Source organism: Nocardioides sp. IC4_145, assembly GCF_011250565.1.
GTDB lineage: Bacteria > Actinomycetota > Actinomycetes > Propionibacteriales > Nocardioidaceae > Nocardioides.
In genome coordinates this window covers 23275-46296 of sequence record NZ_JAANMS010000013.1, presented here as the reverse complement: position 1 = coordinate 46296, position 23022 = coordinate 23275, and the positions used below count along the sequence as shown (strand labels likewise).

General features: G+C 73.7%; 22 protein-coding genes and 1 tRNA gene. 5 read left to right on the top strand and 18 right to left on the bottom strand.

The genetic code is table 11. From position 1 onward, the window contains the following. Positions 1 to 41: 41 nt before the first annotated feature. Genes G6553_RS08000 through G6553_RS07990 form a run of 3 tightly spaced genes read right to left on the bottom strand, consistent with a single transcriptional unit; the run spans position 42 to position 3777 of the window. Positions 42 to 1139 carry an ABC transporter permease gene (locus tag G6553_RS08000; protein ID WP_166190833.1) on the bottom strand — a complete coding sequence of 366 codons (1098 nt, stop codon included), beginning with the start codon at positions 1137 to 1139 and terminating at the stop codon, positions 42 to 44. Beyond that, on the bottom strand, positions 1136 to 2254 hold the full coding sequence (locus tag G6553_RS07995; RefSeq protein ID WP_166190831.1) for an ABC transporter permease: 1119 nt from the start codon (positions 2252 to 2254) through the stop codon (positions 1136 to 1138). The genes G6553_RS08000 and G6553_RS07995 overlap by 4 nt, the downstream gene beginning before the upstream one ends. Beyond that, positions 2251 to 3777: a sugar ABC transporter ATP-binding protein gene (locus G6553_RS07990; RefSeq protein ID WP_166190829.1), complete on the bottom strand. Its 1527-nt coding sequence runs from the start codon at positions 3775 to 3777 to the stop codon at positions 2251 to 2253. The genes G6553_RS07995 and G6553_RS07990 overlap by 4 nt, the downstream gene beginning before the upstream one ends. Positions 3778 to 3966: 189 nt before the next feature. On the opposite strand from G6553_RS07990, the gene G6553_RS07985 reads away from it, so the two are divergent. Further along, entirely contained in the window at positions 3967 to 4980 is a 1014-nt protein-coding gene (locus G6553_RS07985; RefSeq protein WP_166190827.1) for a LacI family DNA-binding transcriptional regulator, read from the top strand. Positions 4981 to 4993: 13 nt separating this feature from the next. Here G6553_RS07985 and G6553_RS07980 read toward each other — a convergent pair whose 3' ends face one another. Next, a complete protein-coding gene (locus G6553_RS07980) occupies positions 4994 to 5281 on the bottom strand; it encodes a gamma-glutamyltransferase (protein ID WP_166190826.1) in 288 nt (95 codons plus the stop codon). 11 nt (positions 5282 to 5292) lie between these two features. On the opposite strand from G6553_RS07980, the gene G6553_RS07975 reads away from it, so the two are divergent. After that, the gene (locus G6553_RS07975; RefSeq protein WP_166190824.1) at positions 5293 to 5832 is read left to right on the top strand and encodes a hypothetical protein; all 540 of its coding nucleotides are present in this window, start codon (positions 5293 to 5295) and stop codon (positions 5830 to 5832) included. Between the two features lie 54 nt (positions 5833 to 5886). Here G6553_RS07975 and glsA read toward each other — a convergent pair whose 3' ends face one another. The 4 genes from glsA to G6553_RS07955 form a co-directional block, all read right to left on the bottom strand. Next, on the bottom strand, positions 5887 to 6816 hold the full coding sequence (gene glsA, locus G6553_RS07970; RefSeq protein WP_166190822.1) for a glutaminase A: 930 nt from the start codon (positions 6814 to 6816) through the stop codon (positions 5887 to 5889). A 153-nt stretch (positions 6817 to 6969) separates the two neighbouring features. Beyond that, positions 6970 to 7521, bottom strand: a complete 552-nt coding sequence (locus G6553_RS07965) for a PepSY domain-containing protein (protein WP_166190820.1) — start codon at positions 7519 to 7521, stop codon at positions 6970 to 6972. 92 nt (positions 7522 to 7613) lie between these two features. Further along, positions 7614 to 9020, bottom strand: a complete 1407-nt coding sequence (locus G6553_RS07960) for a HAMP domain-containing sensor histidine kinase (protein WP_207619501.1) — start codon at positions 9018 to 9020, stop codon at positions 7614 to 7616. Beyond that, the gene (locus tag G6553_RS07955) at positions 9013 to 9690 is read right to left on the bottom strand and encodes a response regulator transcription factor (RefSeq protein ID WP_166190818.1); all 678 of its coding nucleotides are present in this window, start codon (positions 9688 to 9690) and stop codon (positions 9013 to 9015) included. The genes G6553_RS07960 and G6553_RS07955 overlap by 8 nt, the downstream gene beginning before the upstream one ends. A 155-nt stretch (positions 9691 to 9845) precedes the next feature. Here G6553_RS07955 and G6553_RS07950 point away from each other — a divergent pair, with 155 nt between their 5' ends. Then, positions 9846 to 10073, top strand: coding sequence for a hypothetical protein (locus G6553_RS07950; RefSeq protein ID WP_166190816.1), 228 nt, complete (start codon positions 9846 to 9848; stop codon positions 10071 to 10073). Between the two features lie 71 nt (positions 10074 to 10144). Here G6553_RS07950 and G6553_RS07945 read toward each other — a convergent pair whose 3' ends face one another. The 7 genes from G6553_RS07945 to G6553_RS07915 form a co-directional block, all read right to left on the bottom strand. Then, on the bottom strand, positions 10145 to 12079 hold the full coding sequence (locus tag G6553_RS07945) for a hypothetical protein (protein ID WP_166190814.1): 1935 nt from the start codon (positions 12077 to 12079) through the stop codon (positions 10145 to 10147). Positions 12080 to 12322: 243 nt separating this feature from the next. Then, positions 12323 to 12396 (bottom strand) — tRNA-Met (locus G6553_RS07940). 50 nt (positions 12397 to 12446) lie between these two features. After that, complete coding sequence (locus G6553_RS07935) at positions 12447 to 15494, bottom strand: UPF0182 family protein (RefSeq protein ID WP_166190812.1); 3048 nt, start codon at positions 15492 to 15494, stop codon at positions 12447 to 12449. Further along, on the bottom strand, positions 15491 to 16162 hold the full coding sequence (locus G6553_RS07930) for a PPA1309 family protein (RefSeq protein ID WP_347565583.1): 672 nt from the start codon (positions 16160 to 16162) through the stop codon (positions 15491 to 15493). Before G6553_RS07930 ends, G6553_RS07935 begins: the two co-directional genes overlap by 4 nt. Positions 16163 to 16192: 30 nt before the next feature. Then, the gene (locus G6553_RS07925) at positions 16193 to 17242 is read right to left on the bottom strand and encodes a PDZ domain-containing protein (RefSeq protein ID WP_166190810.1); all 1050 of its coding nucleotides are present in this window, start codon (positions 17240 to 17242) and stop codon (positions 16193 to 16195) included. Between the two features lie 43 nt (positions 17243 to 17285). Continuing rightward, positions 17286 to 17513 (bottom strand): hypothetical protein, encoded by a 228-nt coding sequence (locus tag G6553_RS07920; RefSeq protein ID WP_166190808.1) that lies wholly within the window; start codon positions 17511 to 17513, stop codon positions 17286 to 17288. 191 nt (positions 17514 to 17704) lie between these two features. Then, positions 17705 to 18133: a molybdenum cofactor biosynthesis protein MoaE gene (locus tag G6553_RS07915; protein WP_166190806.1), complete on the bottom strand. Its 429-nt coding sequence runs from the start codon at positions 18131 to 18133 to the stop codon at positions 17705 to 17707. A 54-nt stretch (positions 18134 to 18187) separates the two neighbouring features. On the opposite strand from G6553_RS07915, the gene G6553_RS07910 reads away from it, so the two are divergent. Both G6553_RS07910 and G6553_RS07905 read left to right on the top strand, forming a co-directional pair. Beyond that, positions 18188 to 19576: a zinc-dependent metalloprotease gene (locus G6553_RS07910; protein ID WP_166190804.1), complete on the top strand. Its 1389-nt coding sequence runs from the start codon at positions 18188 to 18190 to the stop codon at positions 19574 to 19576. After that, positions 19573 to 20202, top strand: coding sequence for an NUDIX hydrolase (locus G6553_RS07905; protein ID WP_166190802.1), 630 nt, complete (start codon positions 19573 to 19575; stop codon positions 20200 to 20202). Before G6553_RS07910 ends, G6553_RS07905 begins: the two co-directional genes overlap by 4 nt. On the opposite strand, the gene G6553_RS07900 is transcribed toward G6553_RS07905, so the two are convergent. The 3 genes from G6553_RS07900 to G6553_RS07890 form a co-directional block, all read right to left on the bottom strand. Beyond that, positions 20133 to 20669 (bottom strand): M48 family metallopeptidase, encoded by a 537-nt coding sequence (locus tag G6553_RS07900; RefSeq protein WP_166190800.1) that lies wholly within the window; start codon positions 20667 to 20669, stop codon positions 20133 to 20135. The genes G6553_RS07905 and G6553_RS07900 overlap by 70 nt on opposite strands. A gap of 10 nt (positions 20670 to 20679) precedes the next feature. Then, positions 20680 to 21741 (bottom strand): PHP domain-containing protein, encoded by a 1062-nt coding sequence (locus G6553_RS07895; protein ID WP_347565582.1) that lies wholly within the window; start codon positions 21739 to 21741, stop codon positions 20680 to 20682. Positions 21742 to 22080: 339 nt separating this feature from the next. Next, positions 22081 to 22875, bottom strand: a complete 795-nt coding sequence (locus tag G6553_RS07890) for an enoyl-CoA hydratase/isomerase family protein (RefSeq protein ID WP_166190798.1) — start codon at positions 22873 to 22875, stop codon at positions 22081 to 22083. Positions 22876 to 23022 lie beyond the last annotated feature (147 nt).

The following is a 23022-nucleotide window of genomic DNA, read 5'->3' as shown; positions in this document are numbered from 1 at the left end:
TACGTACCTTTCGGATCCATCCGGCGAGCGCCGGAATCAGCTCAGCGACCGCTTGCCGGCGCTGACGGGGGACGCCGCGAGTCGCGTGCCCCCCTGCCCGCGGCGACCGCACGGCGGCCGAGCGCGAGGAGACTGGTGGACATCACCGACAGCACGAGGAGCACGCCGATCGTGATGTTGATGATGTTGATCGTGAAGCTCTCCAGGAGCATCGCCCGCTGGATGACGCCGATGAGCAGGACGCCGGCGATGACCCCGTGCAGCGCACCCTTGCCGCCGAAGATCGAGACACCGCCGAGCAGGCAGGCCGCAATGACGGGCAGCTCCAGGCCGGTCGAGTTCTCCGCCCGGGCCACACCGGTCACCAGCGTCGTGTAGATCCCGACGAACCCCGCGACGGTCCCCGAGAGGACGAACAGCACCGCCTTGGTCCGGGCCACGTCGACGCCGGTGAAGTGGGCCGCCTCGTCGTTGAGCCCGATCTCGTAGATGCCGCGGCCGAAGGAGGAGAAGTGCAGCATCAGGGCGAACAGCACGGCCAGCACCGCGAACGGGATGAGGATCATCGGGTACGGCTGGCCCTCGACGATCCGCTCCTTCGCCAGGTCGGTCCAGGAGTCCGGGAAGTCGGTGCGGGACTCCGTGCCGAGCAGGCCGGCGCCGATCCCGCGGAACAGCGCCAGCGTGCCGATGGTCACCGCGATCGACGGCAGCCCGACGTACGCGACCAGGAAGCCGTTGAAGGCGCCGCACACCGCACCGATCGCCACGGCGAGCACGGCGGCGAGGGTGACCGACATCCCAGCGTCGACGTGCAGCATGCCGAACGCCACGCTGGTCAGGCCCACGATGCTCGCCACGGACAGGTCGATCTCGCCGGTGACGATGATCGCCGTCATGGGCAGGGCGAGGAGCAGGATCGAGGCCGTGTCGCGGAACAGGTAGTACAGCGTCTGCGGGCCGTCGAAGTAGTCCACCTGCGACTGCGAGTAGACGAACACCGCGACCAGCAGGGCGATCACCGCGAACTCGCGGCTCAGCACGACGCGCTGCCAGTAGGGGCGGGAGTACGACGCGTAGGTGCGGACCTCCGGCGCCGGCGTGCTCGCCGTGCCGGTCGGCTGGGTCAGGGTGCTCATCGGACGGCCTCCTGCGTGCCGCTGGTGGACGGGGAGGCGCCGGCGACGACGGGCGTCGCGGTCGGCGGGCCGGGGCTCGTCGACCCCGCCGGGGTGTCGCGGGCGGCGACGAGAGCCTTCTCCTGGCGCCGGACCAGGACGCGGTCCAGGATGATCGCGGCGACGATCAGGGCGCCGACGACGGCCTGCTGCCAGAAGTCGGAGATGCCGAGGACCGGCAGCGCCCGGTTGATGGTGACCAGCAGGAAGGCGCCCAGGGCGGCTCCCCACACGGTCCCGCTGCCGCCGAAGATGGCGACGCCGCCGATGACCGCGGCTCCGACCGCCTCGAACTCCACGCCCGTGCCGACGCTGGAGGAGACCGTGCCGAAGCGCGCCGCCGAGACGACCCCGGCCAGGCCGGCGAGGGCGCCGCTGAGCACGAAGGCGAAGAGGATCCGCCGGCGGACCTTGAGGCCGTAGAGCGCGGCCGCGTCGGGGTCCGAGCCGATGGCGTAGAGCTCGCGGCCTCCCCCGGCGGTGCGCAGGTAGTAGCCGACGACGGCGAGCACCACGACCGCGACGATCGTCAGCACCGGGATGCCGAGCACGGACTCGGTGCCCAGGTTCCGGAAGGTCGAGGGCATGTCGTCGGCGTTGATCCGGTCGCTCCCCGCCCAGGTGAGGAAGGCGCCGCGGTAGATGTACATGGTGCCGAGCGTGATGACGAGGGCCGGGACGCGGCCCCAGGCGACCAGGACGCCGTTGACCAGGCCCAGCACGGCGCCCATCAGGATCCCGGCGAGCACCACGACGACGATCGGCAGGTTCGTGTCGATGAACAGCCGACCGGTCAGGTAGGCCGTCAGCCCGAGCGTCGAGCCGACCGAGAGGTCGACGTTCCGGGTGATGAGGACGCAGGTCTGGCCCACGGCCAGCAGCACGAGCATCGACGGGGTGAGCAGCAGGTCGCGCCACCCGGTCGAGCCGAACAGGAACGAGCTGCTGTTCAGGGTGGTGACGGCGACCAGCAGGACGAGCACGACCGCGACCGCGAGCTCGCGGGAGCGCAGGAGGTCGTTGAGGACGCGGGACACGGGCGAGGCCGCGCTCGGACGGACTGCGGTGTCGCTCATGCCGGGACCTCCTCGGCCGTGTGGCTGGTCGCGTTGGTGGCGGCACGCATGACGTTCTCCGGGGTGGCGTCGGCACGGTCGATGTCGGCGGTGATCCGTCCCTCGCAGACGACCAGCACGCGGTCGGCCATCCCGAGCACCTCGGGGAGCTCGGAGGAGATCATCAGGATCGCCAGGCCCTCGCCGGCCAGCTCGGAGAGCAGCCGGTGGACCTCGGCCTTGGTGCCGACGTCGATGCCGCGCGTGGGCTCGTCGATGATCAGCAACGTGGGGTCGGTGGCCAGCCACTTCGCGATGACGACCTTCTGCTGGTTGCCGCCGCTCATCGTGGCCGCGTGCATGTCCAGCGCGCTGGTCTTCACCTCGAGCTTGGCCGCCCACGGCCCGGCGGCGCGATTCTCCGCCGCGGAGGTGAGCAGGCCGGCACGGGCGAGGCCGCCGCGGATGACACCGGCGACGTTGCGCGCGACCGAGCCGTCGGTGACCAGACCCTGCTTGCGGCGGTCCTCCGGCACGAACGCCATCCCGGACCGGATCGCCGCCCGCGGGTTGCGCGGCTTGACCGGTCGGCCGGCCAGGCGCACCGAGCCGGCGTCGTACCCGTCCACGCCGAAGACCGCGCGGGCGATCTCGCTGCGGCCGGCCCCGACGAGGCCCGCCAGGCCGACGATCTCGCCGGCGCGGACCGTGAAGCTGACGTCGTGGAAGACACCCGCCCGCTCCAGCCCCTCGACCTCGAGCACCGGCTCGCCGATCGTGGCCGGGGTCTTGGGGAAGAGGTCCGCGACCTCGCGCCCGACCATCCGGGAGACGATGTCGTCGACGGTGATCTCGGCGATCGGGTCGGTGGAGACGTAGGCGCCGTCGCGCATCACGGTGACCGTGTCGCAGAGCGCGAAGACCTCCTCGAACCGGTGCGAGATGAAGACCAGGGCGCGCCCCTCGTCCCGCAGGCTCCGCGCGACCGCGAACAGCCGCTCCACCTCGACGCCGCTGAGCGCCGCGGTCGGCTCGTCCATGATCAGCACGCTGGCGTCGAGCGAGATGGCCTTGGCGATCTCGATGATCTGCTGGTCGGCGATCGACAGGCCCAGCGCCGGCCTGCGGGGGTCGATCTCGACGCCGAGGCGCGCGAACAGCTCGAGCGCCTCGCGGTGCATCGCGCCCCGGTCGATCCGGCCGAACCGGCTGCGCGGCTGGCGCCCCATGAAGATGTTCTCGGTGACCGAGAGGTCCGGGAACAGCGTCGGCTCCTGGTAGATGACCGCGACACCGGAGCCCTTGGACTCCGCGGTCGAGGCGAAGTCGACGTCCTCGCCGTGCAGGCGGAAGGTGCCGGAGTCGCGGCGGTGCACGCCGGCGACGATCTTGACCAGCGTCGACTTGCCGGCGCCGTTCTCGCCGACGAGGGCGTGGATGGAGCCGCGCTCGACGACGAGGGTGCCGCTGCGCAGGGCCGCGACGGCGCCGAAGGACTTGGCCACGTCGCGCAGCTCGAGGGCCACGCGGGACTGCTCGACCACGGCGCCTCCTGTCAGTGAAAGGTTTCAAAAAGCGATGCGGGGACCGTACGTGGCTGTCGTCACAGGCGTCAAGGGTTTCCGCCAAGTTTCCAACGTGTGTCTGGTCCGGCGAGACAGCACGCCCGCCGAGGCGCCCGAGTGTGTACCGTTTCACTCCGCTTTACCTTTCGAGGCCCGAGGAGGAGTGCGATGTCCGTGCGCAGTGCGTCGGTGAAGGACGTCGCGGCCGCGGCCGGCGTCTCCCTCGGCACCGTCTCGAACGTGCTCAACCGGCCCTCCCGGGTCAGCCCCGCCACCCGCGAGCGGGTCGAGCGCGTGATGCTCGAGCTCGGGTTCGTGCGCAACGAGTCCGCCCGGCAGCTGCGCGCCGGCAAGAGCCGGACGCTCGCCTACGTGATGCTCGACGCGGGCAACCCCTTCTTCACCGACGTGGCCGCCGGCATCGACGACGCGGCCGACGACGCCGCCCTCTCGCTGTTCCTGTGCAACAGCGCGAACCGGGCCGACCGCGAGGCCGCACACCTCGCGCTCCTCGAGCAGCAGCGGGTGCAGGGCATCCTGATCACACCGGTGGACGCCGACGCCGTGGCCCTGGACCAGGTGGCCCGCCGAGGCACCCCGATCGTGGTGGTGGACCGCACGCGGCGCCTCGAGGACTTCTGCACCGTCGCCGTCGACGACGTCCTGGGCGGACGACTGGCGGTCGAGCACCTCGTCGACCGCGGGCACCGGCGGGTGGCCGTCGTCGGCGGTCCCACCACGATCGGCCAGGTCAGCGACCGGTACGCCGGGGCGCGGGCCGCCTGGGCGGACGCCGGACTCCCTGCGGAGGACCTCGTGGTGGTCGCGACCGACGCGATGACCGTGGCCGAGGGCCGCTCCGCGGGCGAGCGCCTGGCCGGGATGCCGTCGAGGCGGCGTCCCACCGCGGCGTTCTGCGTCAACGACCTGCTCGCGCTGGGCCTGCTCCAGCAGTCGATCGGCAGCGGGCGGTCCGTCCCCGGTGACCTGGCGATCGTGGGCTACGACGACATCGAGTTCGCCGCTGCTGCGGCGGTCCCGCTCACCTCGGTCCGCCAGCCCCGGCACCAGCTGGGTCGGACCGCGGCGGCGCTGGTCCTCGAGGAGTCGACCGACCCCGACCACGAGCACCAGCAGGTCACCTTCACCCCCGAGCTGGTGGCGCGCGCCTCGACCCTGTGACCGGCGCCGGGGCTCAGCGCACGAACGCCGTGGTGCTCTCGTGCGGGTCGGCGCCGGCCTGGACGCGCCCGCCCGGCTGCCGCCGGACGATGCCGGCGCCGCCGAGCACGTGGTCCCAGCGGTCGACCCGCTCGACCTCGTAGCCCCGGTCCTCGAGCGCCTCGTGCAGCGCGTCGTGGAGCGGCGCCTCGACCGCCTCCTGCAGGTCCATCCCCCACACCAGGATGTTGAGCAGCACCTGCACGTTGGTCTGCGCCTGCACGTCGCCGCCGGGCGTGGGAACCCGCCGACCGTCCCGCACGTCGGACCGGCATGCCGTCCGCGCGCCCCCTCGCCGCCCTCGCGCTCCTCGCCGCCACCCCGGTCGGCCTCGCCGCCGTGGCCATCCCGGCCGAGGCGTTGTCCTGCGTGGGCCGCGAACGGGTCGTGGCCGACGCGACGGTCCTCTTCACCGGCCGGGTGGTGGACACCGACGACGGCGCGCTCGAGGTCGAGGTGTCCGAGGTACGCCGCAGCGAGCCGCCCGTGGACCCCGACAGCGGGACCGTGCGCCTGGTCGTCGAGATCCCCGAGTACGGCGTGTGGCCGCGCGAGGACGACGGGCTCGCCGACGGCTACCGCTCCGACCGGACCTGGCTGTTCGCGCCCTACGAGCAGGACGGCGAGTGGCGGGTCAACCCGTGCAACGCGTGGGTCGTCTCCGGGCACGGGTCGGCCTGGGAGCGGTCCGGGACGGCCACCGGTGCGCCGTTCGACGCCCCGGCCGTGCTGGCCGGGTCGACCGCGGCGGTCGTCGCCGCCGGCGGCGCGGCGGTGTGGCTGGTGCGCCGGCGGCGTGCGCCGCGGGGCTGAGCGGCGGACGGGTGGTGACCTCGCCGCGGCCGGCCGGCCGCCCGGGCGGTCCGGCTACGAACCGTGCGGGGCGAACTGGTGCAGCCCGAGCTCCTCGGAGAGCCGCTCACCGGCGCGGAGGGCGCGGACGCTGTTGCCCTGCTCGTCGAGCCGCGGGCTCCAGCCCGCGAGACCGAGCACGCCAGGGGCGACGGCCATCAGCCCGCCGGAGACCCCGGACTTGGCCGGCATGCCGGCGCGGTGGATCCACCGGCCGCTGCCGTCGTACATCCCGCACGTCGCCATCACGCTCAGCACCTCGGTGACGACGGCTCCGGGCAGGACCCGCTCGTCGCTCCCGGGGCGGACCCCCCAGCCGGCGAACGTCGCCGCCATCGTCGCGAGGTCGGTGGCGGTGACCCGCATCGAGCAGACCCGCGCGAGCACCTCGACGGCCTCCTCGACCGGGCAGGGGAGCATGCCGCCGCCGCGCATCAGGTGCGCCAGCGCCCGGTTGCGGTCGGCGCCCTCCAGCTCGGCGGCGACGACGTCCTCGTCGACGTGCATCCGGCGGCCGGCGGCCCGCGAGCAGACGTCGACCACGCGCGCGACCCGGTCGTCGATCCCCGAGCCGGCGACCAGCGAGACCGCCATCAGCGCGCCGGCGTTGACCATCGGGTTCGGCGGCCGGCCCGTCTCGAGCTCGAGCTCCAGGGCGTCGAACGGCTCGCCGGTCGGCTCGACGCCGATCGCGTCGTGGACCGCGTCGCGCTGGTCGGCCAGCGCGACGGCGTACACCCACGGCTTGACCACGGACTGCACCGGGAAGGTCACGTCCGCGTCGTCGGTCCGGCACACCTCGCCGTCGACGGTGACGACGGCGAGCCCGAAGCGATCCTCCGAGCCCTCGACGGCCGGGTCGCCCACCTCGCCCCCGGACTCCGGCAGCAGCCGCTCGCGCACGGCGACGAGGGAGGCGGTCAGGTCGTCACGGTCGAGGGCCACGTCGTGGAGCGTACGGTCCGCGCCTTTGCCGGCCGGGTCTCGTCGACGACCCAGCACGACGCAAGGGGGTCGTGGACGCAAGGGGGTCGTGTGCCCCCGGACGCGCTCGCGTGCGTCCCCAGGCACACGACCCGCTGCTCGGGACCGCGCCGATCAGTGGTCCGCGCGCTTGTCGAGCACCTCGAGGTCGGCGTCGAGCTCGACGTCCCACTCGGTGCCGTCGGCGTCGCGGACCTCGACCTCGTACGCCTCACCCCGGTCGTCGCTCGCCTCGACGTCGACGACCGTGCCGCCGCCCACGGCCGCCAGCGCGGCCTCGCCCGCGGCGGTCCGCTCGTCAGCGCTGAGCGCGCGGTCGTCGGCGTCGTCGTCACGGTCGTCCGCGTCGTCGTCGGTGTCGTCGTCGCGGTCCTGGCTGACGACGGCCAGGTCCCCGTCGAGGGCGACGTCGACCTCGGCGCCGTCGGGCAGGCGGACCTCGACCTCGTACGCCTCCCCCGGGTCGTCGCTGGTCTCGACGTCGACGGCCTCGCCGCTGCCGACCGCCTCGACGGCCGCGGCGGCGACACGGTCCCGCTCGGTGCCGTCGACCGTGCCGTCGGCAGCGGCGGTGGTCGCCCAGACGGTGCCGCCGATGCCGAGGACGGCGACGGTGGCGATCGCGGGGACGATGACGCGCTTGGTGCGGAGCTTGCTGGTGTTCATGGTGGAACCTCTCTCGGAGTCGTCCTGCCTGGGGGTGGTCCCACCCTGCGCCGAGGTCGCTGAACCTCCCCTGAACGCTCCTGAAGGTCCGTTCAGGAACGCGGGTCCCGGTACGTCGTCGGCAGCCGCACCACGAACCGCGCACCGCCGAGCGGGGAGGCCGACACGGCCACCGTCCCGCCGTGCGCGGCGACGGTCTCGCGCACGATCGCCAGCCCGAGGCCGCTGCCACCGGCGTCGCGCGCACGGGCGTCGTCGAGCCGGACGAACCGCTCGAAGACCCGTTCGCGGTCCGCCTCGGGCACGCCGGTCCCGTCGTCCGCGACGGCCAGCTCGACCGCGTCGCCGTGGTCGGTGACGGCCACCGCGACGGCGGAGGTCGCGTGGCGGGCGGCGTTGTCGACGAGGTTCCGCACGACCTGCGCCAGCGCGAGCGGGTCGCCCTGCACCCGCCCCGGCGCCACCGCGGCCGTGTCCACGGCGAGGCCGGCACGGCGTACCCGCCTGGCCTCGGTCAGGGCCAGGTCGTCGAGGTCGACGTCGCGCTGGGCGCGGACCAGCGCGCCCTCGTCGGCGCGGGTGAGCAGGAGCAGCTGCTCGACGAGCCGCTGCATCCGCGCGGACTCCTCGAGCACCGCCTCGGCGAGCTCCCCCTCGGGCAGCGCGCCGGGATGCTCACGGGCGACCTCGGCGGTCTGCCGGATGCTCGCCAGCGGCGACCTCAGCTCGTGCGAGGCGTCCGCGACGAACTGCTGCTGCCGCTCGCTGGCGCTCTCCAGCCGCGCGAGCATGGCGTTCATCGTGACGGCGAGCCGCCGGACCTCGTCGCGCGCCGGCGGCTCGGGCACGCGGCGGTCGAGCCGGTCGCCGGTGATGCCCTCGACCTCGCGACGGATCCGTTCCACCGGCGCCAGCGCGCGGCCGGCCACGACCCAGGTCGTGCCGCCGACCAGCAGCAGCACCAGGGGCAGGCCGAGCGCCAGCGGCGCGACCAGCGCGTCGGTCGACTCCTCGACGTCCTCCAGCGACGCGGCGACCACGACGTCGTACGCCGCCGCGCCGCCGTCCTCGTCACCGTCGGCGTCCTCCGTCACGACGACGTACGGCTCGTCGGCCCCCGGCAGCCGCACCTCGTCCTCGTCGCGCGGCAGCGTGACGCGGAGCGGCTGCGACGCGGCGACCACCCGGCCGTCGCCGTCGAGGACCTGCCAGACCAGCTCCTCGGGCTCGCCGTCGTCCCCGTCGTCGTCCTGGTCCCGCTCCGCCGAGCCGGGCGGCCCGGTGGCCTCGACCTGGCCGGCCAGGTCGGCGGCGCGCTGCTCGGCGCCGGCCTCCACCCCCTCGCGCAGCGAGCCGCGGACCATCGCGACGAGCACGAGCGCGCCGAGCAGCAGGGCGACCGCCACGACGAGGACGGCCGCGGCGGTGGTGCGCAGGCGGACCGAGGCCCGGCCGGACCAGCGCCCGGCTCGGGCGGCCCCGGGGAACGCCTCAGCCACCGTTGCTCGCCAGCCGGTAGCCCGCCCCCCGCAGGGTCTGGATCGCCTCGCGGCCGAAGGGCCGGTCGATCTTGTTGCGCAGGTGCCGGACGTAGACCTCGACGATGTTCGGGTCGCCGTCGAAGTCGACGTCCCACACCGCCTCGAGGATCTGCCGCTTGGAGACCACGTCGCCCGCGTGCCGGGCGAGGAAGGCCAGCAGCGAGAACTCCCGCGCGGTCAGCTCGACCTCGGCCTCGCCGCGCCACACCCGCCGGGCGGCCGGGTCGACCCGCAGGTCCCCCACCACCAGCTCGGTCGGGCGCTCGCGGGCGCCCCGCCGGGCCACCGCCCGCAGCCGCGCGACGAGCACCGGGAACGAGAACGGCTTGGTCAGGTAGTCGTCGGCGCCCGTGTCGAGCCCCTCGACCTGGTCCCACTCGCCGTCCTTGGCGGTGAGCATGAGGATCGGCGTCCAGTCCTCCTCCGCGCGCAGCGTCTCGCAGACCCGGTAGCCGTTGATCCCCGGCAGCATCAGGTCGAGCACGATCGCGTCGTAGGTGTTCTCCCGCGCCAGCCACAACCCGTCCGTGCCGTCGTTCGCGACGTCGACCGCGAACCCCTCGGCCTCCAGGCCGATCCGCAGCGAACGGGCGAGCCGCACCTCGTCGTCGACGACGAGCACGCGCATGGGACACCTCCGGGTGGGCGGGCCGCCATCCTCCCCCACCGCCGCTGAACCCCCGCTGAAGAGGAACGACATCCGCTCACCGACGCCGGTGACCGCACAGCAGGCGTCGGCAAGCTCCCGACCGCCCCGCCGGCCCGGGCGTCGACCTGGGCGCGATGGGGAACCAGACCGGCATGCGCTCGCTCTTCACGACCGTCTTCTCCGTCATCGGGACCTGCGTCGCGATCGGCGTCGTCGGCGGGCTGATCGTCGGCGCGGCCTACGACCTCACGCTCGCCGAGGGCCTCTCCGACGGCCTGTTCCACGGCGCCGTCGCCGGCGCCGTCCTGGGCGGTCTCGCCGCTCTCCGTCACGAGTTCCGCGCCGCCCGCGATCCTGGCTGACGGTCCCCTCGACGGTCGAGGTCGGCTACGTGCGCGTCTGGAAGCGCGCGGAAGCAGCCGCTCGCGCCCGGTCAGCTCCCCGGCACGAACAACCCGCGGGCCCGCCAGGTCCCGTCGCCGTTGAGCCGGCGCGGCGCGCCCACCACGCGCCCACCGCGGAAAGCGACCGAGCGCAGCGCGCCGTCCCGGGAGCCGTAGAGGAGCCGGTCGCCGACCAGGGTCACGCCGGCGGCCCGCTCCAGACCCGTCCCGCGGCGGTCGGAGACCTGCTCGACCGCGCCGAGCACGTGGCTCTCCACGCTGAAGGCGCGGGAGTACACCCGGCGGTCGCCCGCGACCGTGTAGTGGAGCCGGTGGCTGACCGGGTCGTGGAAGAGCCCGGTCAGCCGCCTGCTCGGGAACGGCAGGCGACGCGTGCGCACCACGCGCCGCGGCCCGAGATCGCCGGTGGCCGGGTCGAACCTGCGGCGGAAGAGGCCGCCGTCGGCCCACCCGTAGTAGAGCTCGCCGGCGACGTACGTCGCCCCGCGGACCTTCGACCAGTCCAGGCCGGTCGGCACCCGCCTGGCCGGTCCGCTGGGCGTGCCGTCCCGGCGGAGCGGCCGCTGCCGCAGCTCGCCGCGCCGGGGCGCGACGAACAGCTCGCCGGGCAGGCGCACCCGCGCCGTCCGCGGGATCGGTCGCCCGCCGTCCCAGGGGAGCAGCGCGATCCGCCCCCGCCGCTGGTCGGCCAGCAGCGTCGTGTCGCTGCCGACCCACAGACCCTCCGCGGTCGCCAGGAACGCCTCGGCACCGACCCCGCGGGCGCGGCCCGGGTTCCAGGAGAGCGGCACACCGGTCACGGGGTCCAGCGCTGCGAGCCCCGGCCGCGGCACGGCGCCCGGCCCGGCCCGGTCCTTCGCGAACGGGTTGTTGAACCAGCGCATGTGGCCGCCGACGTACACCGCGCCCCGCGCGACCTCGACGCCGGTCGTGGTGTCGCCGCCGGTGTGGGCGACCCAGGCCGGGCGGCGTCCCTGGTGCACCGACCATCGCGACACCGTGTCGCAGAGCGTCCCGGAGCGCGCGCCCCCGCCGTACCCGCCGGTGGTCGCCACGACGAACCACGTGCCGCTCGGCGCGAGGTCGACGTCGCGGACGAAGCTGCCGAACCGCTGGCTGCAGCGGTTGCGGCGGGCGTCGAAGCGCTCGGCGCGCCACCCCGTCACGCGTGCCCGCCGGCCGCGCAGGTCGAGCACGGCGACCTGCGGGCGGGAGCGGCCGCCGACCTTCGTGAAGTTGCCGATGGCCACCAGCCGCGAGCCGTCGACGGAGACGTCGAGCCGCCGGACCTTGCTCCGCCCGAACCGCGTGGTGTGGACGCCCGTGAACGGCACGCGCACCGCGCCGAGCACCGCGCCGTCCCGGGTGGCGAGGGCGGCCAGCCCGCGGCGGGGGACGTCGCGGCCGCCGTGCCGGATGCTGTCGAACGCGCCGCCGACGTACACCCGGCCGCCCCGCACGACGAGCGTCTCGACCGCGGCGCGAGCGCTCGCCCGGAAGGCGCGCAAGACCGCGCCGGACGGAGTGAGCTTGACCAGCCGCGCGTGCCCGCCCCGTCCGTCGACCCGGGTGAAGTCGCCGCCCACGTAGACGTGGGTGCCGTCGGTGTCCACCGCCGTGGCCTCACCGCCGCTCAGCGACACCGCGAACGACCGGTCGATGGCGCCGGTCCGAGCGTCGAAGGCGAAGACGTGCCGGCGGGTCAGGTCGTCGCCCCGCCGGTGGTACGTCGCCGCCGGGCTCACCCGGGTGAAGGAGCCGACCACGACGATTCGGTCGCCGACCTGCGCGATCCCCCGGACGGCGCCGTCCATGACGTGCGGCGTGCCGATCCGCGGGAAGTCCGACGCCAACCGGTCCCCCGGCGGCAGCGTCGCGCGCGCGGTGCCGGGGAGTACCGGGTCGGCCGCGGCGGGGACGGACGGCAGCACCGTCGCCGCGAGCACGAGGCTCGCGGCGGCCACGAGGGCTCTCGGTCGACGCACCATCACGGTCTCCCTCGTCGCGACCCCATGGCGCCCGCTCGCACGGGCTCGTCGCGATTCCTCGACGATACCCGCGAAGCCGCGCGACCGCTGGTGCATCGGACCGATCGGTTGTGCCTGCGCCCGCTCACCTGAGCCCGTCGACCCAGGTGCGGCGGCGCAAAGCAGAACGGCGCAACGCAGAACGGCCCGGACACATCGTGTCCGGGCCGTTCATCTGTGTAGCGGGGGCAGGATTTGAACCTGCGACCTCTGGGTTATGAGCCCAGCGAGCTACCGAGCTGCTCCACCCCGCGTCGGTGAACCCAACGTTACGACACGGGGCGGAGAGCCACCAAATCGGGGTCTACCCGGCGGCCTCCTCGGAGGCGTCCGCGCTGGGCTCGGTCGACTCCTCGTCGGTGTCACCCGAGCCCTCCCCCGAGCCCTCACCCGAGCCGGCGGCCTGGCCGGAGAGCACCAGCGCGCGGGCGACGGCACGCTCGGCGGCCTCGACGCGCTCCTGGTACGTCGCCAGGTCGCCGTCGGCGAGGGCGGCCTGCGCGGCGGCGAAGGCGTCCTCCGCGTCCTCGAGCAGCTGCGCGATCTGCTCGCCACGGGTGCCGGTCAGCTCGCCCTCGGGCTCGTCCGGGCCGCCCGAGCCGTTGCCCGAGCCGGAGCCGGCCGAGCCCGCGGAGACCCCGAGCAGGTCGGCGAGCGCCCGGCGCAGCGTCGTGCCCACGCCGACCTCGTCGCCGTACCGCACCAGCACGTAGCGCAGGATCGGGAAGCCGGAGTCGGTGATCTCGCGGATCGAGTAGACCGGCTGGACGTAGAGCAGCGCGTCCGCGACCGGCAGCGTGAGCAGGTTGCCGTAGACCGGTCGCGCGCCGGAGCGGTTGAAGTCCGCGACCAGGTCCGCGATCTGCGGGTCGGTGGCGAAGGCGTTGGCCACCTGCCCCGGCCCGTCGGTCTGCTCGTTGGGCAGCTGCAGCACGCGCATCCGCCCGTAGTTCTCGCTCGACGCGTCGGCGTCGACGGAGACGAACGAGGCGAGGTTGTCCTTGTTGTAGGGGACGAAGACCGACGACAGCGCGAAGGTCTCCTCGGTGTCCCCGGGGTTGCGGACGAAGAGCCGGTACGGCGGCTGCAGCGTGCCCCGCGTGTACGGGTCCTCCGGGACCTCCCACCGGTTGTTGTCCTGGTACCAGTCACGCGGGTCGGTGACGTGGTAGCGGGCGAACTGGAAGCGCTGCACCTTGAACAGGTCCTCGGGGTAGCGCAGGTGCTGCATCAGCTCCTCGGAGATCTCCCCCTTCGGCGTGACCGTGCCGGGGAAGGCGTTGCTCCACGCCTCCAGGATCGGGTCCTCCTCGTCCCAGGCGTAGATCGTCACCTCGCCGGAGTACGCGTCGACGGTCGCCTTGACCGCGTTGCGCATGTAGTTGATCTCGTCGGTCGGGATCGTCCGCAGCGCGCCCGGGGTGTCGAGGGAGTCGTCGGTCATCTCGTCGAGCGACTCGCGCTGCGCCTGCGGGTAGCGGTCGGTCGTCGTGTAGCCGTCGACGATCCACAGGATCCGTCCGTCGACGACCGCCGGGTAGGCGTCCGCGTCCACGGTCAGCCACGGCGCGACCTTGCGGACGCGGTCGCGGGGCTCGCGGTTGTAGAGGATCTTGCTGTTCTCGTTCACGCGGCCCGAGAGCAGGAAGTTCGGCTCGCCGAACTTCACGGCGTACATCAGCTGGTTGAAGAAGCCGCCGATCGCGACGTCGCCGTCGCCCTCGTACGTCGTGACCGTGCCCTGGTCCTCGGCGCCCGGCGTCGGCAGGTTCAGCTCGACGTCGGGGCTGTCCTCGTCGGCCTTGCCGACGATGGAGTACTCCGGGCTCTGCTCGCCGTAGTAGACCCGCGTCTCGTAGCCGCCGGTGGCCTCGGTCAGGTCCGCCTGCCCCGGCCCGCTGCCCTCGGCCCACTGCACGTTGTCGGCCTCCGACACGCTGTCCGCCTCGTCGGCCTCCTCGCCGGCCTCGGCCTGCGCGGAGTTGTCCTCCGGGCGCTGGTTGGCGTACGCCGCGATGATGCCGTTGCCGTGGGTGTAGACGGTGCGCAGGTTCGACCAGTTGCGCGAGTCGTCGCCCAGGTTGTCCTGGTCGAGCTCGCGGACGCCGAGCACGAGCGCGCGGTCCTCGCCGTTGATCTCGTAGCGGTCCACGTCGAGCACCGGCGCGACGGAGTAGAACGCGCGGACCTGCTGGCGCTGCTCGAACGCCGCGCGCACCAGCTGCGGGTCGACCAGCGGGACCGACGCGGTGCCGCCGTCGAGCGTGCCGATGTTGACGTCGAGGTCCGGGTCGCTGGAGTACTCCTCGACCTCCACGTCGGCGACGCCGTACGCGGCGCGCGTCGCGTCGATGTTGGTCTGGATGTAGGGCTCCTCCTTGTCGGCCTGGGAGGGGTTGACCTGGAACTGCTGGACGATGCCCGGCCAGACCAGGCCCAGCAGCACCGCGGACAGCGCGAGGAGCGCCAGGCCCATCGACGGCAGGATCCAGGTGCGGCGCCAGACGTTGAGGAAGAACAGCACCGCGCAGACCAGCGCGATGCCCATGAGGATGTTCTTGGCCGGCAGCACCGCGTGGTCGTCGGTGTAGCTCATGCCGGTGAACAGCTCCCCGCCCTGGGTCACCAGGTCGAAGCGGTCGAGGTAGTAGTCGACACCCTTGGCGAGCACGAAGATCCCCAGCAGCACGGACAGCTGCACCTGCGCCGCGCCCGAGAGCCGGTCGGTCGAGACCTGGAGCCGGATGCCGCCGTACAGGTAGTGCACGACGGCCGCCGCGAGCAGCGCCACGACGACGACCGCCATGGTGAAGTCGACGAGGAAGTGCAGCCACGGCAGGTCGAAGACGTAGAAGCCGATGTCGCGCTCGAAGTAGGGATCGTCCGTGCCGAACGCGTTGCCGTTGCGCCACAGCAGGTAGTTGCGCCACTCCCCCGACCCCGAGGTGCCGGCGAAGACGCCCATGACCAGCGCGACCCCGACCAGGAGCCAGGTGCGGATCGGCGTGACCGCCTCGCGGTAGCGCTCCAGGCCGCTCTGGTCCGAGCCCGGGATGCGGAACGCCGGGCGGTAGCGGTAGGCCAGCCACATGTTGAGGCCGACGACGATCGCCATGAGCGCGCCGAAGACCAGGAACAGGCCGGTCCGCGTCCAGAACAACGTGGTGAAGACCGACCCGTAGTCGGCGCCGCGGAACCACAGCCGGTCGGTGTAGAACGACGCGAACGTCGTGAGGCCGAAGAACGCCAGCACCACCACGGCGGCGGTGATGACCAGCGCGCGCGACCGGCGCGGCACCTCCCGCTCCGGCGGCGGGGTGTCGCGGGGGTCGTCGGCGAAGAGCTCGCTCACGCGGACCCTCCCGGCTGGTCGGTGCGTCCGTCGGTCGGCGCGGTCGTGTGGTTCATTCCCTCGTCCTCCTCCAGCGTGGCCTGCAGCAGCGCGAGCAGGCCGGGCACCAGGTCGGCGCCCCCGACGACCGACTGGTCGTCGTCGTGCGCGCGCAACCGCAGCGCGCAGTACGTCGATCCGTCGCGGGTCGCCCCGGCGACGATGCGGACCTCCTGGCGGTCCGGGTGCTCCCGGGCGAACGCCTCGGCCTCCGCCGGGTCCTCCGGCACCTCGGTGTCCGCGCCGGGCGGCAGCACCAGCCGCTCCACGACCGCGGCGCAGCCGGTCACGCCGGCGGGCCACAGGATCGTCTCCAGCACCTGCTCCAGCGGGACGTCGGGTGCCAGCTGGTCCTGCTCGATCGCGGTCAGCGACCCCTGCTCCGACGACGCGTCGAGCCCCATCTGCGCAGCCAGCACGGGCTCCTGGCGCACCAGCGCCCCGGTCTCGACCAGCGCGTACAACCGGGCCGGCTGGTCCCAGCCGTCACCGGCCAGGTGCGACTCGATCTCCAGCACCGCCGACGCGAGCGCCGGGTCGGTGTCCAGGTCGTCGAGCAGGCCGTCCTTGTCGTCCCCGTGCTTGTCGTCGGCGTCCGCGGTCGGGTCGGGCAGCTGGTCCTCGGTCACGTCTGGTCCTCGGTCACGTCTCGTCTCTCGTCAGTTCTTCTCACAGCTGGGCAGGTCCTTGATCCCGGGGTCGGCCACCCACGCCTCGATGGCCTCGACCGCGTCGTGCATCGTCTCCGCGCGCACCAGCCGCATGTCGTCGGCGGGCGCCCCGAGCGCGTCCGCGCAGTTGTCGGGCGGCACCAGGAACAACGCAGCACCGGCGTCGCGTGCTCCCACGATCTTCTGCTGGATGCCGCCGATCGGCCCGACGTTGCCCTCCGGGTCGATCGTGCCGCTGCCGGCCACGATCGTCTCGCCGGTCAGCGAGCCCGGGGTGAGCGTGTCGTAGATGGCCAGGCTGAACATCAGCCCGGCGCTCGGGCCGCCGATCTGGGGGTCGACGTTGACCGAGACCTCGAACGGGAAGGTGAACCCGGTGCCGAGCCGGACGCCCACCTGCGGCCGGCCGTCGACCTCCTCGGGCACGACCTGCACGGTGCGCTCCTCGCCCTTGCGCAGCACGCGGAAGGTCACCGGCTCGCCGGGCTCGGCCGCCTTCACGACGTCGACGAGGTCCTGCGGCTCCTCGATCTCGACGCCGTCGGCCTCGAGGAACACGTCACGCACCCGCAGCCGTCCCTCGGCCGGGGTCCCCTCGGTCACGAGGAGCACCTCGACGGCCGGCTCCACGTCGTACCCCAGCTCGGTCAGCGCGACCGCGGTCGCGGCGTCCTGCGAGGTGACCATGTCGACCGCGCCCTCGGCCTCGTTCTCCTCGTCGGTCGTCCCCTCCTCGTAGACCGCCTCGTAGGGGTAGACCGCGTCCTCGTCGCTGAGCCAGCCCTTCATCACCTCGAACAGCGACACGTCGGCGTTCGGCCGGGAGACGAAGACGGTGGTCATCCGCAGCTCGCCGTCGTCGCGGTAGGTCTGCTCCCCGTCGACCTCGACGATCTCCTTGCCGCCGTCGGTCCCCAGGACGTCGACGGTCAGGCCGGGCTCGTAGGTGACGTACGGCAGCGGGTGGCGGGCCGCCGCCACGAGCAGCGCCACGACCAGCGGCACCGCCAGGAGGGCGGCGATCGTGCGCTGCGTCATGGCGCCACCTTCTCATCAGGCGGCAAGCCGGGCTCCGGCCGGTTCAGGAGGCGCGGCGGGAGGGGCGCACGGCGACGCCGGTGCTGCGGTCCTCGCGTCGCGCGGGTGCGGCGTACGTCGGCCGCCGGCCGCGCTCGATCGCCGCCCCCAGCCGCCGAACGGCCACCTCGCGGTCGACCTCCCCGCGACCCTCGCGCCCCAGCCACGACACCCACACCATCGCCACGACCGTCACCACGGCGGGCGGCACGAGCCACAGCAGGATCTCCACGCCTCGAAGGCTAGGCGGCGGGCCGCTCGTTCCGGCGGAGCCACGCCCGCTGCCGCCGGTCGCCCACAGCCGGGCGGGAGCTGGCGGGGTAGTCCGTGACGTTCCGCAGGTGTCGCGGCCGGATCTGCTTGCGGAACGTCACGGACTACGCCGACGACGGGCGACCAGCCCGACCACCTGTGGACGAACGGCTACGGGGAGCCGACCCACTCCTCGCTGCCGTCGCCGAAGCGCTGGTGCTTCCAGATCGGCACCTCGTCCTTCAGGGTGTCGATGAGGGCGCGGGAGGCCTCGAAGGCGGTGCCGCGGTGGGCGGAGGCGGTCGCGACGACGACGGCGGCGTCGCCGATGGCGAGGCTGCCGACGCGGTGGACGGCGGCGACGCCGTGCACGTCGTGCTCCTCGGCGACCCGGTCGCAGACCTCCGCCAGCTTCGCCAGTGCCGTCGGGTGGGCGGAGTAGTCGAGGCCGGTCACGCCCTTGCCGCCGTCGTGGTCGCGGACGCGGCCGACGAAGAGGACCAGCCCGCCGGAGGCGTCGTCGTCGAGCGAGCGGAGCACCTCGTCGACGTCGAGCGCGGTCTCGCGCAGGCCGACGAGGCGGACGGCCGGATGGGTCATGGGGCCGACCCTAGTCGCGCGCTCGCCGCTGGGCCCGCCGCGTACCGTGGGAGCATGACGAACAACCCGTCGGACGGTCCCGACGACGGCCAGGACCCGGGCCAGAACCCGTTCAAGGGCACGCCCTTCGAGGCCTTCTTCTCCGGTGGCGCCGGTGGCTTCCCGGGCGGTCTCCCCGGCGGCTTCCCGGGCGGCTTCCCGGGCGGCGCCGGTGGCGGCATGCCCGACCTCTCGCAGCTCTTCGGCCAGATCCAGGCGATGATGCAGCCCTACGACGGTCCGCTGAACTGGGACCTCGCACTCGACACCGCCCGCAAGGCCGTCCCCCAGCCCGACCCGACGCCGACCCAGCGGCAGAAGGACGCCGTCGCCGACGCGCTCCGCCTCGCCGACCACTGGCTCGACGACACCACGACCTTCCCCTCCGGCGTCACCTCGACGACGGCGTGGAGCCGCGCCGAGTGGGTCGTCGGCACCGCCGAGGTCTGGAAGGTGCTGGTCGCGCCCGTCGCCGAGCAGTCCACCTCGGGCATCGCCGACGCGCTGCCGCCGGAGGCCAAGGCCCAGGCCGGACCGATCCTCGGCATCCTCGGCAAGGCCATGGGCGCGATGCTCGCCAGCCAGGTCGGCTCCGCGCTCGGGGCGCTGGCCGGCGAGGTGCTGAGCGTCTCCGACGTCGGCGTGCCGCTGGCCCAGCCCGGCCGCGCCGCGCTGCTGCCGACCAACGTCGCGGCGTTCGCCGAGGGCCTCGACGTCACCGAGGACGACGTGCTGCTCTACCTCGCGCTGCGCGAGGCCGCCCACCAGCGGCTCTTCGCCCACGTCCCGTGGCTGCGCGAGCACGTCATCGCCGCGGTCACCGACTTCGCCAAGGGCGTGGAGATCAACGCCGAGGCGATCCAGTCCCGCATCGAGGAGCAGATGCGCGGCGTCGACCCGACCAACCCCGAGTCGATGCAGCAGCTGCTCGAGGGCGGCCTGTTCGAGATGCCGAAGTCCCCGCGCCAGGAGGCGGCGCTGCAGCGGCTCGAGACCGCGCTCGCGCTCGTCGAGGGCTGGGTCGACGAGGTCGTCGGCCAGGCCACCGCCGAGCGGATGCCGGCCGCGGCCAAGATGCAGGAGGCGGTACGCCGCCGGCGCGCCGCCGGCGGGCCGGCCGAACAGACCTTCGCCTCCCTCGTCGGGCTCGAGATGCGCCCCCGCCGGCTGCGCGACGCCTCCACCCTCTGGGGCTCGCTGCGCAGCCGCCAGGGCATCGAGGGCCGCGACGGCGTGTGGATGCACCCCGACCTGCTGCCGACCGCCGCCGACCTCGACGACCCGCTCGGCTTCCGCGAGGACGCCGGCGCCCCCGCGGAGCTGACCGACGAGGCCTTCGACGCCGAGCTGCGCAAGCTGCTCGAGCCCGGGTCCGACGGCTCCAGCGGCTCCGGCGAGGAGTGAGCCTCCACGCCGACGCCCTGGCGCTGCTGACCGGCTGGACGGCGCCCGGGCCTGCGCAGGAGGCGCTGCGCGAGCGGTACGTCGCCCACCTCCGGGCCCGTCCCGACGGGCTCGAGCGGTCCTGCCGACCCGACCACGTCACGGCCAGCACGCTGGTCGTCGACGCGGCCGGCGAGCGGGTGCTGCTCACGCTGCACGCCAAGGCGCGGGAGTGGTTCCAGCTCGGCGGGCACTGCGAGCCGGGCGACACCACACTGGCCGGCGCCGCGCTGCGCGAGGCGACCGAGGAGTCCGGGATCGCCGGCCTGCTGGTCGACCCGCAACCGGTGCACCTCTCCGAGCACGCCGTGCCGTTCTGCGGGGGGCCGCTGGCCGACGGACGGCCCGTGCACCACCTGGACGTCCGGTTCCTCGCGGTCGCGCCGGCGGAGGCGGCGTACGCCGTGAGCGAGGAGTCGGTCGACGTGCGGTGGTGGCCGGTCGACGACCTGCCGAACCCCGAGCTCGCCGAGCTGGTCGCGCTGGGCTTGGACCGATGGGCGCTGGACCGGCTGGGTCAGTCGACCTCGTCCTGCATCGACGCGGGCGGGTCGACCCGCGCGGCCGCGGACCAGCCGAGCAGGTAGCCCTTGGCCCGCTCGGTGTGCGGGTAGCGGTCCACCCACGCCCAGAACCGCGCGTCGTGGCCGGCCTCGATCAGGTGCGCGAGCTCGTGCACCATCACGTAGTCGACGACCCACGACGGCATCCCCTGGAGCCGCACCGACAGGCGGATCGAGCGGTCGCCGGGGGTGCACGAGCCCCAGCGCGCGTTCTGGTTGTCGACCCAGCGGACCGACTCGGGCACGGCGATGCCGCCGAGGTAGCGGTCGCTCAGCAGCCGCGCCCGGGCCAGCAGGTCGTCGTCCGAGGGGTTCCGGCGGCGCTCGGACCGCTCCAGCCGCGCGACCATCTTCTCCACCCAGTCCGCCTCCTCGGCGCGGGACAGGCTGGCCGGGACGAGGACGACGATCCGCTCGCCGTCGCGGTACGCCGAGACCGTGCGGCGCCGCCGCTTCGAGCGGCGCACCTCCACGTCCTGGCGCACTCCCATGTGCGGGAACCTACTTCGTCGCCCACGCCAGGAGGCGCTCCTTCGGCCACGTGTTGACGATGCGGTCGGGCTCGATGCCGGCCGCGGCGGCCCGCTCCGCGCCGTACCAGAGGAAGTCCAGCTGCCCCGGGGCGTGCGCGTCGCTGTCGATGGAGAAGACGCAGCCGATGTCGCGGGCCAGCTCGAGCAGCCCGGTGGGCGGGTCACGGCGTTCGGGACGGGAGTTGATCTCCACCGCGACGTCGTGCTCGGCGCAGGACTCGAAGACCGCACGCGCGTCGAACTCCGACGGCGGGCGGGTGCCGCGGCCGCCGGTCACCAGGCGGCCGGTGCAGTGGCCCAGGACGTTCATGTGCCGGTTCCGGGTCGCGGCGACCATCCGTCGGGTCATCGCGTCGCGGTCCATCCGCAGCTTGGAGTGGACGCTGGCGACCCGGATGTCGAGCCGGTCGAGCATCTCCTCGGTCTGGTCGAGCCCGCCGTCGTCGAGGATGTCGACCTCGATCCCCTTGAGCAGGGTGAACGAACCGCCCAGGTGCTCGTTGACCGCGTCGACCACGTCGAGCTGGCGGGCCAGCCGCTCCGCGCTGAGGCCGCGCGCCACCTTCAGCCGCGGCGAGTGGTCGGTGAGCACGAGGTACTCATGGCCCAGCTCCATCGCCGTGATCGCCATCTCCTCGATCGGCGAGCCGCCGTCGGACCAGTCGGAGTGGGAGTGGCAGTCGCCGCGCAGCGCCCCGTGCAGGTCATGGGCGCCGTGCTCGTCCTCTGTGAGCGGTCCGGCGTGCTCGGCCTCCAGCTCGGCGAGCCGCCGCGGCGTCTCCCCGCGCACCGCCTCGGCGATGACCCGCCCCGAGGACTTCCCCACCCCCGGCAGGTCGGTCAGCGTGCCCTCGTCGACCATCCGGGCGACCTCGTCGTCCGGCAGCGGCAGGATCGTCGCGGCCGCCCCGCGGTAGGCCTTGACCTTGTAGGTGTCCTCGCGCGCCCGCTCGAGCAGGAACGCGATCCGTCGCAGCGCTGCGACCGGCCCCGCGGTGTACGCCGCCGGCACCTCGGGCTGCTCGCCCACAGCCCACCTCCGTCCGTCTTTTCTCCTCCACAGCCCGTGGAGGACCGTCGTCCCAGGTCAGCCGCCGGGCGGCGCGCCGCTCGGGCGTGTCCTCCCCAGGCTCCTCCCGCGCTCCGCCGCGTGTCGTCCACGGGTCCGGCGCTCGGTCCACAGCCGTGTCCACAGGTTCGTCCACAGGCTGAGGATCACTGGCGTTGACCGCCGCCCCTGCCGAACCTAGCGTGAGGACCAGACGGGGCCCCCGGGTCCGGCGCACGACATCCGCAAGGGGAAGGCGGGTGTCACGCGGCGGCCGGGGGCCTCGCCACGCGCGGGTGGCGCACGGTCACTCGCCGGTGCTCATTCGCCGGTGAAGGCCGGGGGCCGCTTCTCGCGGCTGGCGCGGATGCCCTCCTGCAGGTCGGCGGTGGCGAGCGTGATCGGCTGGGCCATCGCCTCCCACTGGATGCACGCCTCGAAGTCGCGGTGGCCGCCGTCGAGCAGCGCCAGCTTCGTCAGCCTGCTCGCGATCGGCGCGGTCGCGGCGATGCCGTGGGCGGTCTCCATGACCTCGTCGAGGAAGCCCTCGGGCTCGATGACCCGCGACACCATGCCCAGGGTCAGCGCCTCGTCGGCCTGGACCACCCGACCGGTCAGCAGCAGGTCGCGCGCGTGCGCCTCGCCGACCACGTTGGGCAGCAGGTAGGTTCCGGCCATGCCCGCGTGCATGCCGAGCTTCACGAAGGGGGCCCCGAGCTTGGCGCCGCGGGCGGCGTACCGGATGTCGCAAGCCAGGGCCAGGCACAGCCCGGCACCGATGGCCGCGCCGTTGACGGCGGCGATCGTCGGCACCTCGAGCTTCCGGATCGAGAGCCAGGCGCGGTAGAACGCCATCATCCGGGTCCGCAGGTAGTCGACCGACGCGTCCGGCTCGCTCGCGATCCAGCCGGTGTTGCCGCCGGAGCAGAACGCCGACCCCTCGCCGGTCACGACCACGGCGCGCACCGACCTGTCGGCCGCGAGCTCGTCGATCGCCCGCACCCAGGAGGCGGTCATCTCGTCGGACATCGCGTTGCGCATGTCGGGGTTGTCCAGGGTCAGGACGGCCACGCCGTCGTCGGTCCGGTCCAGACGGAGGTGGGTGAGGTCAGCCATGGGCGGCAGGCTACCGACGGCGCCCGCTGGGCCGCGGAGCGCCTGCGGGCCCGGAACGGCGCGGTGTCGTATCGTCGAGAACGGTCCGGCGGCGTCTCGCCGTGGGACACCGGCGGGCATCCCCTGCGTCCCGTCGCGACCACCGAG

Bases quoted from the DNA above. Each gene is read 5' to 3' on its own strand.
- G6553_RS07965 (WP_166190820.1), bottom strand. From the start codon at position 7,521: ATGAACACCAGCAAGCTCCGCACCAAGCGCGTCATCGTCCCCGCGATC.
- G6553_RS07900 (WP_166190800.1), bottom strand. From the start codon at position 20,669: ATGGGAGTGCGCCAGGACGTGGAGGTGCGCCGCTCGAAGCGGCGGCGC.
- G6553_RS07910 (WP_166190804.1), top strand. From the start codon at position 18,188: ATGACGAACAACCCGTCGGACGGTCCCGACGACGGCCAGGACCCGGGC.
- G6553_RS07925 (WP_166190810.1), bottom strand. From the start codon at position 17,242: ATGACGCAGCGCACGATCGCCGCCCTCCTGGCGGTGCCGCTGGTCGTG.
- G6553_RS07915 (WP_166190806.1), bottom strand. From the start codon at position 18,133: ATGACCCATCCGGCCGTCCGCCTCGTCGGCCTGCGCGAGACCGCGCTC.
- G6553_RS08000 (WP_166190833.1), bottom strand. From the start codon at position 1,139: ATGAGCACCCTGACCCAGCCGACCGGCACGGCGAGCACGCCGGCGCCG.
- G6553_RS07975 (WP_166190824.1), top strand. From the start codon at position 5,293: ATGCCGTCCGCGCGCCCCCTCGCCGCCCTCGCGCTCCTCGCCGCCACC.
- G6553_RS07985 (WP_166190827.1), top strand. From the start codon at position 3,967: ATGTCCGTGCGCAGTGCGTCGGTGAAGGACGTCGCGGCCGCGGCCGGC.
- G6553_RS07955 (WP_166190818.1), bottom strand. From the start codon at position 9,690: ATGCGCGTGCTCGTCGTCGACGACGAGGTGCGGCTCGCCCGTTCGCTG.
- G6553_RS07995 (WP_166190831.1), bottom strand. From the start codon at position 2,254: ATGAGCGACACCGCAGTCCGTCCGAGCGCGGCCTCGCCCGTGTCCCGC.
- G6553_RS07950 (WP_166190816.1), top strand. From the start codon at position 9,846: ATGGGGAACCAGACCGGCATGCGCTCGCTCTTCACGACCGTCTTCTCC.
- G6553_RS07890 (WP_166190798.1), bottom strand. From the start codon at position 22,875: ATGGCTGACCTCACCCACCTCCGTCTGGACCGGACCGACGACGGCGTG.